At 38.8% G+C, this 12,155-nt stretch carries 22 protein-coding genes; 20 read left to right on the top strand and 2 right to left on the bottom strand.

Going from position 1 to position 12,155, the window contains the following annotated elements; all coding sequences use genetic code 11:
• Positions 1 to 10: 10 nt before the first annotated feature.
• The 20 genes from E4N66_RS11845 (at position 11) to E4N66_RS11750 (ending at position 9,940) form a co-directional block, all read left to right on the top strand.
• Positions 11 to 457, top strand: a complete 447-nt coding sequence (locus tag E4N66_RS11845; protein WP_253672374.1) for a hypothetical protein — start codon at positions 11 to 13, stop codon at positions 455 to 457.
• Positions 458 to 687: 230 nt separating this feature from the next.
• Positions 688 to 900 carry a hypothetical protein gene (locus tag E4N66_RS11840; protein ID WP_044013400.1) on the top strand — a complete coding sequence of 71 codons (213 nt, stop codon included), beginning with the start codon at positions 688 to 690 and terminating at the stop codon, positions 898 to 900.
• Positions 901 to 945: 45 nt separating this feature from the next.
• Positions 946 to 1,341 carry a hypothetical protein gene (locus E4N66_RS11835; protein WP_253728185.1) on the top strand — a complete coding sequence of 132 codons (396 nt, stop codon included), beginning with the start codon at positions 946 to 948 and terminating at the stop codon, positions 1,339 to 1,341.
• Positions 1,342 to 1,344: 3 nt separating this feature from the next.
• Entirely contained in the window at positions 1,345 to 1,779 is a 435-nt protein-coding gene (locus tag E4N66_RS11830; protein WP_253728184.1) for a hypothetical protein, read from the top strand.
• Positions 1,776 to 2,000: a hypothetical protein gene (locus E4N66_RS11825; protein ID WP_253728182.1), complete on the top strand. Its 225-nt coding sequence runs from the start codon at positions 1,776 to 1,778 to the stop codon at positions 1,998 to 2,000. The genes E4N66_RS11830 and E4N66_RS11825 overlap by 4 nt, the downstream gene beginning before the upstream one ends.
• Positions 1,988 to 2,866, top strand: a complete 879-nt coding sequence (locus tag E4N66_RS11820; protein WP_253728180.1) for a ParB/RepB/Spo0J family partition protein — start codon at positions 1,988 to 1,990, stop codon at positions 2,864 to 2,866. The genes E4N66_RS11825 and E4N66_RS11820 overlap by 13 nt, the downstream gene beginning before the upstream one ends.
• Positions 2,859 to 3,170 (top strand): hypothetical protein, encoded by a 312-nt coding sequence (locus tag E4N66_RS11815; RefSeq protein WP_253728179.1) that lies wholly within the window; start codon positions 2,859 to 2,861, stop codon positions 3,168 to 3,170. The genes E4N66_RS11820 and E4N66_RS11815 overlap by 8 nt, the downstream gene beginning before the upstream one ends.
• Before the next feature lie 14 nt (positions 3,171 to 3,184).
• Positions 3,185 to 3,607, top strand: a complete 423-nt coding sequence (locus E4N66_RS11810; RefSeq protein WP_253728177.1) for a hypothetical protein — start codon at positions 3,185 to 3,187, stop codon at positions 3,605 to 3,607.
• Positions 3,608 to 3,616: 9 nt separating this feature from the next.
• On the top strand, positions 3,617 to 4,399 hold the full coding sequence (locus E4N66_RS11805) for an ATP-binding protein (RefSeq protein WP_253728176.1): 783 nt from the start codon (positions 3,617 to 3,619) through the stop codon (positions 4,397 to 4,399).
• A gap of 15 nt (positions 4,400 to 4,414) precedes the next feature.
• A complete protein-coding gene (locus E4N66_RS11800; protein ID WP_253728175.1) occupies positions 4,415 to 5,107 on the top strand; it encodes a hypothetical protein in 693 nt (230 codons plus the stop codon).
• On the top strand, positions 5,108 to 5,419 hold the full coding sequence (locus tag E4N66_RS11795) for a hypothetical protein (protein WP_253728174.1): 312 nt from the start codon (positions 5,108 to 5,110) through the stop codon (positions 5,417 to 5,419).
• Positions 5,420 to 5,440: 21 nt separating this feature from the next.
• Positions 5,441 to 6,364 (top strand): ATP-binding protein, encoded by a 924-nt coding sequence (locus tag E4N66_RS11790; RefSeq protein WP_253728173.1) that lies wholly within the window; start codon positions 5,441 to 5,443, stop codon positions 6,362 to 6,364.
• Entirely contained in the window at positions 6,355 to 6,609 is a 255-nt protein-coding gene (locus E4N66_RS11785) for a hypothetical protein (protein WP_253672399.1), read from the top strand. Before E4N66_RS11790 ends, E4N66_RS11785 begins: the two co-directional genes overlap by 10 nt.
• A gap of 196 nt (positions 6,610 to 6,805) precedes the next feature.
• The gene (locus tag E4N66_RS11780) at positions 6,806 to 7,147 is read left to right on the top strand and encodes a hypothetical protein (protein ID WP_253728172.1); all 342 of its coding nucleotides are present in this window, start codon (positions 6,806 to 6,808) and stop codon (positions 7,145 to 7,147) included.
• A gap of 18 nt (positions 7,148 to 7,165) precedes the next feature.
• Positions 7,166 to 7,366: a hypothetical protein gene (locus E4N66_RS11775; RefSeq protein WP_253728171.1), complete on the top strand. Its 201-nt coding sequence runs from the start codon at positions 7,166 to 7,168 to the stop codon at positions 7,364 to 7,366.
• Positions 7,366 to 7,530 carry a hypothetical protein gene (locus tag E4N66_RS11770; protein WP_253672404.1) on the top strand — a complete coding sequence of 55 codons (165 nt, stop codon included), beginning with the start codon at positions 7,366 to 7,368 and terminating at the stop codon, positions 7,528 to 7,530. The genes E4N66_RS11775 and E4N66_RS11770 overlap by 1 nt, the downstream gene beginning before the upstream one ends.
• Before the next feature lie 7 nt (positions 7,531 to 7,537).
• Complete coding sequence (locus tag E4N66_RS11765; protein ID WP_253728170.1) at positions 7,538 to 8,860, top strand: hypothetical protein; 1,323 nt, start codon at positions 7,538 to 7,540, stop codon at positions 8,858 to 8,860.
• 74 nt (positions 8,861 to 8,934) lie between these two features.
• The gene (locus E4N66_RS11760; RefSeq protein ID WP_253728168.1) at positions 8,935 to 9,138 is read left to right on the top strand and encodes a hypothetical protein; all 204 of its coding nucleotides are present in this window, start codon (positions 8,935 to 8,937) and stop codon (positions 9,136 to 9,138) included.
• Positions 9,128 to 9,445 carry a hypothetical protein gene (locus tag E4N66_RS11755; protein ID WP_253728167.1) on the top strand — a complete coding sequence of 106 codons (318 nt, stop codon included), beginning with the start codon at positions 9,128 to 9,130 and terminating at the stop codon, positions 9,443 to 9,445. Before E4N66_RS11760 ends, E4N66_RS11755 begins: the two co-directional genes overlap by 11 nt.
• Before the next feature lie 192 nt (positions 9,446 to 9,637).
• Positions 9,638 to 9,940 (top strand): hypothetical protein, encoded by a 303-nt coding sequence (locus E4N66_RS11750; RefSeq protein WP_044013438.1) that lies wholly within the window; start codon positions 9,638 to 9,640, stop codon positions 9,938 to 9,940.
• Between the two features lie 114 nt (positions 9,941 to 10,054).
• Here E4N66_RS11750 and E4N66_RS11745 read toward each other — a convergent pair whose 3' ends face one another.
• Both E4N66_RS11745 and E4N66_RS11740 read right to left on the bottom strand, forming a co-directional pair.
• Entirely contained in the window at positions 10,055 to 11,122 is a 1,068-nt protein-coding gene (locus tag E4N66_RS11745) for a JAB domain-containing protein (protein WP_253728165.1), read from the bottom strand.
• 7 nt (positions 11,123 to 11,129) lie between these two features.
• Positions 11,130 to 12,140 carry a hypothetical protein gene (locus tag E4N66_RS11740; RefSeq protein WP_253728163.1) on the bottom strand — a complete coding sequence of 337 codons (1,011 nt, stop codon included), beginning with the start codon at positions 12,138 to 12,140 and terminating at the stop codon, positions 11,130 to 11,132.
• Between the last annotated feature and the right edge of the window lie 15 nt (positions 12,141 to 12,155).

Here is a 12,155-nt window from a genome sequence, read left to right as displayed (position 1 = left end):
AGGTCGAAATATGAAAGAAACAATTGAAAAGGCTCTTAACCGTATAGCTGTCAGTATGGAGGCACGGAAACGAGAACAACAGTTAGCGGGTATTTTTCTTAAACCGATTTCAAAGCGAGCAAAAAAACTTCTTGAAAAGATTGTTGCAAATAAAGAAGCATACCCTGTTTATGTAACCGTAGGCGATGATAAAGAGGATACTATTACTATTCGCGAAAATTGTAATATGGCGACTGCAATGGTTTTTCTTGTAAAAGAATTTTCATATGGCAAGGAATATTATCCTATCAAACAAACCTATTTTAACTATGACGGGAGTGTGCTTAAAGACATTGAACTTATTCCGACCGGCTATAGTTTTATGGTCGGCAGTAAACAACAGGAACGCAGTACCAGTCATTGCCTTTTTCTGCTTGAGCATATCAATCGATTAAAAAATCATAAAGGTGGCAAATAATGCAGTATTTTTATCTTATTCTATTTGTATTTGGGGCATTATTGCTCTTGTTTATCATGCATTTTATATATTGCAATGACCTAAGTTATTCTGTGAAATTTTCTCGTCTTGTATCGTTATTTGTCGTTGTACTAAGATTTCTCATCATAATAAATATGATTTTGTTGGTTTTCTATTTGATGATTTCTATTTTTTGTCAATAAAAATAGCTGCAAAAGGAGTGAAGTAATATGCTTACTATAAATCAAGATAGAACAAAACAAATACAGCTTGATACTCATTTTAAGGATTTATTTCCGGTTAATGAGGAGATGGTTAGCCGAATCAGTGAATCGATACAAAAGAAAGGCTATGACAAAAGTCAGCCTCTTCATGTATGGAAAGAAGGAATGCTGTTTCAGAAAAAGACATCGAACGGCTTGAGGATGCGTTCCGTAAAATAGCCTCAACTGAGGCTAAATAAAAAGTTTAATAAAAGGAGTTTGAAAATGATTGGTTATTTGGTACTGGTAATTATGGCTGTTGCATTCTTGATGTTTTTTGCATTTATAGAGGATCCATATAAACGAATGTTTATCGGAATAATTTTAGGACTTCTCACATGGATTACAGGACTCTGTATGCATTCCTTTGATAAAGACTCCTTCGAGAAGAAGTGTAAGATAGCTTACGAACTAAATGATAAAAATAAAAGAGAGTTAGCAAAAGAAATTGTTCAACATAATAATATGTCAAACATCTTTTATTTTGAATTATACAAAATTGATACGGAAGAATATCCTGATTTGAAAGAAGCGATAGCCTGTGAGGCTGCGGAAATAGAGATCCAACGGCTTGAGGATGTGTTCCTAAAAAAAATAAAAAGTTTAATAAAAGGAGTTTGAACAATGTTTTTCTTTTTTACGCTACTAGTTATGGTTGTTTTATCTCGTTTTACAAAAACACCGCGCAGTATTCTCATCAGACTAGCTGTATTTATCATAGTATGGGGTAATTTTACAGGCCTCTGCTTCATAAATAAATATTCTATCGAGGAGAAGTGTAAAACTGTTTCTGAACTAAACGATAAAGATAGGAAACAGATAGCGGAAGATATTATTAAGCATAATAAGATAGTAAACCTGTCGTTTTTGGGATTAGCAAAAGTTGATACAAACAAATATCCTGATTTATTTCCTGATACAGAAATAACCTCAAGTGAGGCTGAATGTAAGGTTCTAGAAAAAGGGAGGCGTTCCATACTGCCGTATTTTTTTGCTCTTTCTTGCGTACTGAGTCTAATATTGTTCGGGGGTATTATTATGGAAGGAGAACCATTATGAAAATCTATTACCCGTCATACGAGCAGAACCGGAAGCATATACTACGGCATACCGATTTTATCGAATCGATTGTGATGAACACCCCGACTCGAGCATACACACATCAAATATACGTTATTGTCAATGGTGTCGTGATAAAAAAGCATTACCGAAAAACACTTTCATCAGCTCTTAAAACACAAATGAGAATTATTGGAGGAGGAGATCAATGGCAACACTAACCGCATTAAGTAATTTAGCAAAGGCATCAATCGCCAATTCGGGAGCCGCAGAATTATCAGTTCTTGTATCGATTGATGATATACAGCTTGATACTCATTTTAAGGATTTATTTCCGGTTAATGAGGTGATGGTTAGCCGAATCAGTGGATCGATGCAAAAGAAAGGCTATGACAAAAGTCAACCTCTTCATGTATGGAAAGAAAGAATGCTTTTAGTTGATGGGCATCATCGGCGGCTTGCGGCTATTAAAGCAGGATTACGTGAGGTTCCTGTTTTTTACCATCACTTTAATAGTATGGAAGAAGCATTGGAATATGCCATTTTACTTCAAACCGACCGACGTAATTTGTCCGATGCAGAGATTTATAAAACTCTGCAAACACTGGATAGTTTAAAGAGCCGCGGACGAACAACTGATGATAATGAGCCTCGACAACAAGGAAAATCAGCGGAAATAACCGCACAGAAAATCGGTATATCACGATCAAAGGTTGAGAAAGCTCGTACCATACAGAATAAAGCGAGCCCTGAAATAAAGGCAGCGGTTGAGTCGGGAACAATGAGTATCCATGCTGCCTATAGCGACACAATGAAACAGATACGCAAAAAGAACGACTCCACTAAAAAAACACCGGTGCAACAATGGATATCGATAACAGAACAGAAACCTGAAGAAAATACACCGGTATTGTTTATTGCAAGTTCATCGAATGAACAAAGCAGCGGATATATTCACGAAGGAATATATCAGCACGATATTGGACAATTTGAAACTCTCCATACATTTTTAACCGGCCTGTACTGGATACCGCTTTCGGCGTTACCGACTAAGCCTGAAAGTAAGGGAGGTGAATCTCATGTATGAGATAGCCCCGATTATAAAAGATGAAAAAGTATTTATTGGGGTCGGTAATCATGAGCTGACCTTTACATCGGGATGCACCACTTTTAATCCGCAAGAGAAAACAGAATTAACGGTCTGGATGAACACGGCAAAACTGGTGTGTCTTGAAGAAATGGTTATGGTTTGTTCGCTGCTTACACAACAAAAAGAACAGGAAGCAACGGAACTTGCAGTCAATATTATGCGCTATTTAAATCGAACCCGGAAAGAGTATCCGCGATGTATGTATGAGTTTAAAAAACGCATTGATGGTATCAAGGATTAAAGAGGATACAATGTATGCTTGAAGTTGATCTTATAAACGAACAGATACGAGAAATAGATCTCAATAAAGTGGATGAAATCCATTGTCAAAAATGCGGCAAAAAAATTAAGGGTCGAATGGGGCGCGATATATATACTACTGAATATGACGTCCATCGGTACACCAAAATACCACTCTGCCCATCATGTAAAAAAAGACTTACTACATGGGCTGCACCGAAACTGGCAGCGTATGAAAAAACATTGGTCACGGAATGGATTCTCGAAAATCCAAAACAAGACAATATCGATGAACGTGCAATATTGATACAAGATATTATCGCTTCACATGATTGTTCTCTCTGCAAAAAGCTGAAATGGAAGGAAAAGTGTGAACAGGCAAAAAAAGGCTGCGACGATTTTTTTATACCGGAACTTGAAAAGGTTTTTAAACGATAGGAACTGATTATGGAAACAAAAACACCGGTCTATCAGGATGATTCTCGTGAAGCGTTCCTTATGCGTCTTTTTCCTGATAAATACAAGCGCTCTGAAGCATTTTGTGAAAAACACGGTACATATCAAACTATTCTTGATACTTCTTCCGGTGAAAAGGGCTTGTGTCCGGTATGCTGGAAAGAGCAGGAAGAAGCAGAAAAAAAGGAAAAGCAAGAACATGAGAAGCTCAAAAAAATCTTTAATAGAATTGACGGTCTTCCGGAGAAGTATCGGAATGCGGGATTCAAAAATTTTGAGTTAACCGAAAAAAAGACAGCTGCATTTAATCGTGTTTTGAAGTTTGCAAAAGAACCGAGAAACACGTGGTTGTTATTACTCGGAGAGAATGGTACCGGAAAAACACACCTCGCTCATGCGGTCTTAAAAATGACCGGTGGAATATTTCGTGAGTTCGATGATATCGCTATCGATATGCAGGATGCACAAAAAAGATCTGGAGAGGGGATGAAGAAAGTAATTTCTAAATATGCATCCGCCCCAATGTTAGTTATTGATGAAGTGGACAAAGTAAACCCAACAGCCGGTCGCATCAATTGGCTCAATATCATATTGCGCAAAAGGTATAACGATATGTTGCCACTCGTTCTTTGCGGTAATATCGATCTTGAAACCCTCTGCAGCCGTATCGATCAGAGTGGCAAACATGCACTCAAAGATCGTATTGATGAAGTCGGTGAAGTTGTCCTTTGTAACTGGGAAAGCTACCGCCCAAAGTTGCGAAAAGTAAATTGATAATGGAGGGAATAAATGATAGTTATACTGATTTTTATTGCTATAGTAATGATAAGTGTAATTCTTAGTTTCGTAACAATTATAGGTACGGAATGTTACGATGCAACAGAAGATATAAGAGAAGAAATAGCAAATAAAATAGATGAGAAAATTGATAATATCGTTGATAATATCGTCGAGTGGTTAAAATCAAAAATAGATGATTTCGTATTTTTAAAAACCCGTGCTAGCATTATAGAATTTGACAAATCCCGTGTATTTTCTGCACTTAATGCAGAAGAATTAAAGATAGGAAGCAAGTGTTTTTTTGCGAACACAACAAGAGCTTTGAAAAAGATAGTACAAACTAGTGATGCCATTTACGCGGACACATTCATTGGACTGCACAATGGTATTAGGGGGGTACGGTTTGTAGCTTATTATAATTATAAGTATCGTTACTGTGTTAAGTATCGTTACGCCTACCTTATCTCTTCGCCCCCCGATCGTATGTACGAGCCGTTCCAGAGCGTTGAAAAGGCAATGGTGGCGATAAAGGCACACGGCAGGTGGGTTAAAGATAAAAGGAATAACATATTGAGTATTGTATTCTTAAAAAGTGATGAGCAAATAAATATACTGAATTCTTGGTATTCCCTTAATGATATACTTCGATATTATGTTTTTGCCGACGACGACAGCCCCTGCGGGGAATTGGTGGAGGAGTAAATGAAAATAAAGACTGATTTAATGATTATTGACAATAATGCTAAATATGTTTGTGAAAGAAAACTCAAAGTAAAGCCTATTCTTCACTATTATGGATATGGAGAAATTCCCAATGATGAACGACAATATACAGAGATTAAAGCATCTTGTCCTGTCTGCAGGGCTACTGGAGTGCGCGCTAATTTAGCAGATGGAGCTAGAGAATTTAAATGCTGCCCAATTTGCGGAATAAATCTTGATTGGAGAGTTTATCTTAAAAAAGAAAAAAAACTGCGTCGTAAAATAGAGCTGTGGAGAACACAATTCAAATAAGACAAAAGAGGAAGATAAATAATGCCATTAAATAAAAATACAAAAGCACTGTTAGAAACACTTGTAACTGAAAATGACTACTTATCATATTCAGTGAAAAGATGCATAACAAACTGTTTAGATGATGATACGAAAGCGGCAAATACCGATTTTGTTGCACAGATGAAAAAGAAACTTACAGAGCAGTCCGTAAGACTTCCGACAAATATTGAGGGTAAGGTAATCTGTTATTCACCTGAAAACTTTATTCCTGAACGGTATTACACCCAACAAAGATGGATTGATTCCGTTTTACAATCAATTATGAAAATGAAGACGGTTGCAGAGATGATGGCTTCTATGCGTATTCATTACCGCAATGCAACAATTCTTTATGGAGAAAGCGGCACAGGAAAGACAGAATTCGCTCGCTATGTAGCACATAAGCTTAATCTACCGTTATTTTATCTTAATTTTTCAAGCATCATAGATTCTCTTTTAGGGAATACTGGGAGAAATATTGCAAATATATTTAATTATGTAAAAAAGCATGAGTGTGTCTTTATGCTTGATGAAGTAGATTGTATAGCAGAAAGCCGTTGTTGTGCTAATGGAGCAGAAAAAGAGTTTTCAAGAGTTACCATAACCTTAATGCAGGAATTTGATATGCTGCCAAATAATATTATTTTGATTGCAGCCACTAATAGGATTGATATTATTGATGATGCTGTGCTTAATCGTTTTTCTGTTAAACAAAAAATAGAGCGATTATCATTAGATGATAATAGAGCATTTGCACAATTCTATGTTAAGGCGATACAAGCAGAAAGCTATATTACTGATAGTGATATAGCAGAATGTATTGATAATGACGATTTATCACAAAGACAAGTAGTAACAAAAATTATTCAGCTTCTGGGTGATAAGTTATACCAGAGTTTAGAAGGGGATATCACATGCCGTTAAATAAATCGATCGGAAATATGTATAACTTTATCACACACACATGGAACACAATTAAGGGTGAATGCCCACACGGATGCAGCTACTGTTATATGAAACGCTGGGGCAAACAGCCGCCGTTGCACTTTGACGAAAAAGAATTAAAAACAGACTTAGGAACAGGGAATTTTATCTTTGTCGGTTCTTCCTGCGATATGTTTGCAAAACATATTCCGTATGAATGGAAAATAGACACTCTTGATCATTGAGAGGTTTAGATGAAAAACCTGCGATAGCTGGAGAAGATGTAAAGGACAATCTTTTCCCATCCTGTCAACGGTGCAATTTGCATAAGCATACAAATTGTCGGACACCTGAAACAGAATATGACAAATGGCAATATCGAGGTACTTGCGGAGCATATTGGGTTTAACCCGATAGCAAAAAATTGAGGAGGAATAACAAATGGCTTTTACTTTTGAAGAATGGGCAGATGAGCATTATGACAGTAATAAACCTATTGAACCGGATACTGAAAACGTCGATCCGAAGCAATGGGCTAAGATTGCTTTTTACGCACAAGACAAACTGTGTGATGCTTTTGAAGCCGGTTATCAAAGTTGCCTTAATGAATACGGTTGGCACTTTTTGAAAGACGGAGATACCCCTCCTCAAGAAGATAAAGAGTACCTGTTTTATTTTGCTTCTAAAGGAGAGCGAGGAATGATTATCTCAGACACATGGGAACGTAAGAGGAATAATCCATACGTCATTGCATGGGTGGAATTTCAAACGCTCAAGGATTAAAGAAGGAGGAATAACTATATGAAAGAGCGGGCACATATTAGCTGGCTACTAGACGAAAGCTCCGATGAAGCGTATTTATCTGCAAGCGGCACAAACGAGGTGCTTTTAACAGGTTTAAAAGGAATATTTGATGCCATCATTACGGATGTCGCTGAGCGAAATTATATTCCGGTGAGCGTTATGCGGGAAACGATGCTTGAATTCCTAAAGGATGAATAATGACTACTACTGAAAATATCCGCCAAGAAGTACAAGTAAAACGCGAGGATGCGCAAAAACCGCTTCTTGAGCCGCAAAAGAAAAAGGGATACGTACGCAGTACTCGATCCGACCGGCCGCTTTTAGGACGTGGACATATTACCAGTTTAATCAATCACGGATAATATGAGTATGAATGATAAAAAATATGTAGATAAAAAAGATGTTTTTGTACTACTCGCTGCCTTTTCAGGGCAAGGGAACGTAGTAAGTATTCAAAAAGAATACCTCGTTTTGTGCGATTATGATTATGAGGCAGCAGTCTTTTTAAGCCAAATTATTTACTGGTCTGATAAATCGTACCTTGAAAATGGCTGGATATATAAAACGTATGCAGAATGGGAAAAAGAGCTTTTTATCAAAGAGCGAAAGCTTAGAAGGCTTAAAGACTACCTTGTTGCAAAAGGCTATATCGAAATGAAGATTCTGCACAGGAATGGAATACCGGTATGTCATTGGCGAGTGACGGTAAAAGTAATCGACAGTCTTCTTATGCTCTATACCGGAAAAAAGCAAGAGGAATCACAGGATCATGGTGTACATGATAGCGATGAAAATCAAGACGCTGTCGTATCTTGTGACAACACACAAGACGAGGCGGTATATGAGTCTACGCCGGTTGAACAAGAAGAGCAACACCGCTCGCCTTCTGAAAAAGGTGTGATAGATAATTGTATTATGCCGCATTCAAATAAGGATGAGGGCGTACAAAACACTCTGCCGTCATCCAGAGGAGTTGATAAAAGTCCATCCGGACAAAATGACCGGTTCCATCCGGACAAATTGTCCGAATCCATCCGGACAAATTGTCCGAATCCATCCGGACAAAATGACCGAATCCATCCGGACAAATTGTCCGAATCTACTAATAACATCGATTACCTGCATCAATTACCTTCAACGATTACTTCTTCTCCTTCCCTTGAAGTACGATCAAGCTTAGACGGAGATGAAGAAAAATCACAGATACGAAAAAAAAAGGAGGAGGAAGAAAAGATCGCCTATCAAAAAGCAATAAATCCGTCTGTTACAAAACTGGCAGAAGAGATTTATGCGCTGTTTGTAGAGGCAGGAATAAACAAAGCCGATCAGTTTCTGGTATTTTTACAACGCGATTTTAAATATGGGCTTACTAAGCTGCACGAGCGGACAATTCCGCTTGATGCCGATATTCTTACCGCGTGTAAAAACTATGTGCAGGTGTTGGCACTGCAAAAAAGCGGTAAAACGTGGTGGAAAAGCCGATTACCCTTTAGCGGTTTTTGCAGTGAAAAAATTATTTCACGGTTTTTACCTGATCATTTCGAAATGGCTGCATTTGAGCTTCAAGATACGGCACGTTCTCCACCCCCTCAACAAGATTTTAGCGAGGAAGCGTTACCGGAACTTTTTAAACACAGTCGTCTTGAAAAGTCTTGTGATGAACAGGATTTATTGAGCGGGGTTGTATTTTAAGCGTTGTATACTTGCTTTAACAAGAGTCTTGTAAAACGGCTCTGAGAAAAAATTTTTAAGGAGGTGTGAAACTTATGAAAGTGTTGATAGATGTGCGGCCGGAGCAGTTGTACGACATCAGAAAAGATTTAAAAAATCAGAATTGCGATATTTCTCCTGAAACTGAGCGAATTTTAGTATGTATTACGCAAGGAATTCAGAAAAAATGTCAGTGTCAGAAAACAGAAATTGAGCAGTTCGAGCAATACTATGATGAGGAGTGTCTGTATGACAGCTGAAAAGAATGAACTAAAAACGATATGCAAATTTTTAGCGTTAAGCGGAAAGAAGATTACCGACCGCCGCGGGCATATTTTTACCGACGATATGATAAGCGCCGACGGAACGATATTCCGCTTTGACGAGAATGGCTATTTGGACGGAGGGACGCAGCCGGCAATAGAAACTGCAATCGGTTATGTCGAATATCGCCAAAAAGGACTTTTACACCGGAAAGGATTACCGGCACTCTATGATCTTGCAACCGGTGTGCAAGAATATTGGGAGGGGGGCAAGCTGTTGAGCGTGTACAAAGAAGAGGAATGATTGTCATCAAAGCAGCAGGTGAACTCTGCGCTCTTTTTTGTATTGCGTTCATAGTAATATTCTGTATTGGCACACTGTATCTTACCTACGAATGGAATTCAATGAAGCATCAGCAAAAAATGCATAGATCGTTGAGTAAATTAAACACAAAGAACTATGGTACAAATGATACCGATAAAAGAGGAGATCAATATGAATGAGAAAACATCAAGTATTCTTCCGCATGCGTTAAAGGGGAAAGCGGTTTTTACGAAAGGGGATGATCCGACTCCAATTAACGGAGAACATATGCTCGTTGAAGGATACATCTGTCGCTTAAAAAATGGGTTATTACACGGAAATGAGGCGTATCCGGCAATTGAGGGGCCGGGACATATCGAGTACTGGGAGGAAGGAGTTTTGAAAGAAATCAGTACGAACGGCTTTAAGCGAACTGAAAAGTATGAAAAAAATGCCGACGGCAGTGTTCGGCTCGTTTCAGTCGAAGAAAAGTAAGGGACTTGCCGCTTTCATTTTCCACAAATCCACACGAAAAAGGCGGGTGAAGGGATGCCCAAAACATCCCGGAGCCGCCTTTTGACTGTGGAGCTTGTGGTAAATGAAAGTGTGTTATCGTTCGATATATGTACTCACTCGTTTTAATTTCTTTTGCCGTGCAAATTCTTTAAAGTCTTTTGAAGATGCAATGACAGTCGGCGAATAGAGGGGATCGATGTAATGAGAAGCGAGGTCAGGGTCTTTATCGGAAAAGCAATAGTTTTTATTGTAGCCGTCGAGGAAAATCTTTTTTTCTGCCATAAACAGCAATGCCTTTTCTAATTTTTCATCATCGCTTCGGTTAACCGGGAAAAAAGAATCGGCGCCGAGTAAGGCTGCCTTTTTATGAAAATCGATAAAAAACCGGTTCCATTGTTCAGGCGACTGAGCGGCTGCAATAATGTCACGGTTATTAAAAAAGTAAATACCTGCGATGACATATCGCTGATCAAGAGCAAAAAAGGGTGTTTTTCCTTCCGTTTTCCAGTGCGATTTTGCGTCAATGTCATTTAATATCCACATCATTTTATGCGTATCATCTCCGCTTATCATAAAGGGAATAATGCTATTATTTTTTTTAGGATGCATGAGCGGATCGTGTATTTTACGAGTCTCGGGATCTGCGGAATACTGCCAGCCCTTACCCGGTTTATAAAAAGCAAAATTGCCGTGATCGAGAATAATATGCCCTAAAAAGCGGGAAGTGCCACCGAGAGAAGAAAGCTCAAGTTCGATTTGGGCGGTTAATGTTTCATCGCGTGTAGAAGGGACAATTTGTCCTGTCGGGTGATTATGTGCGATAAGGAGCGAATAATTATGCTCTTTTAAATAGGATTTAATAGCATTCCAGTAGTGGTTTTGTTTGGTATTTGCATCTTTATTCTCTGCTGAAAAAGAAGCGGAGATAAGGCTTTTATTGGTGATGGCGATTTGATCTCGGATAGTACCGGATGCATCGACGATGATATGGCGGAACGTTTCTACCTTTTTACTGCGGTAGCGGTATAAAAGGTGATAGGCCTGATGGAGCCCTTTTTCAGAAAGGGTTCCATCAGCAGTAATGTCAATCGGTTTTTCGACGAGGTAGTCGGGGAAATCGAAAGGATGCCGGTGCTGTTTTACATAGCGAGAAAGAGTCATACTTTGCTTATCGGCTTATAGAGACGGATGGAGCAGCGGAGAGGTGAATATTTTTCTCTTTTTTGAGCTTTTCATCCATTTGATGTTTCGTTTCATAGGAGAATTGAGGCATTACCGCGCGGTTTGAAAAATCTTGCCCTTGATACATACTGTAAAGAAGCGCTTGTTTTGGAAGTGTTCCTTTATCAATTTTCTTTAAAGCATTTTGCACTTCCATAGAAAAAAGTGCACTCATACGGGCATCAGCGTCAAAAGAAGGAACGCCGCCTACGAGGTCATACGATCCATGTTGCTGTACAATATTATGCGTTTGTATGGCTTTGTAGACATTTAAAAGTCCTACAGTGGAAAGTTCATCTTTCCGCTTTTCGTTTTCAAGACGCATCGCTTCTTTGATAGCAGGGTTACGGGTATTATCGAGAAAGTTCTTTTGAGATTGAGCATGGCTTTGTACTTGTTCACTTTCAAACGTTTTCCGCTCAGGCAATATTTTGTGTAAAAGCTTCCGGCTGCGATCGTCAAATTGTTCAACATTATACATATACTGAAAGCCTGTCTTTGTTCCTTCTCCGGCAACTCGTATTTCGTTTAAAAGCGGGCTGCGGGAAGCAAATTTTGTGTCGTTACAGACTAAAAGCGGCGTCGTGTTTTTGCTTACGTCAAGGGTAAGTCCTAAAGAACGTGCTTCATGACCGAAGATATAGTCGGTTTTCTTACAACCGGTCGCTGTCGCATGCAGTTCAGCGGCAGCTTTATTGATATCTTTCATTACCGTACCGTTTAAAAGATTGTTCGGCACCGGTTTATCTCCCTGCCTGAAAAATGGAACATTATGTTCGCTCACGCAAACGGAAAGGAGTTTATTGACTTGGTCGGTATAAAACTCTTCAGGGCTTCCGTGACGGGCAGTATCGCTTGATGTCCATTGATCGAGGACTTCATCTTTCTCGCCGAGGTATACGGTTGAACGATAGGCATTTTTATTGATAGGTGTTGAGGTGTCAAAAAAAGAAGGCATAGTAGCATTTGCTCC

Source organism: Treponema sp. OMZ 857 (genome assembly GCF_024181085.1).
Lineage (GTDB): Bacteria > Spirochaetota > Spirochaetia > Treponematales > Treponemataceae > Treponema.
Note: the sequence above shows the minus strand (reverse complement) of the source record. Positions and strands in the feature narration are given on the sequence as shown.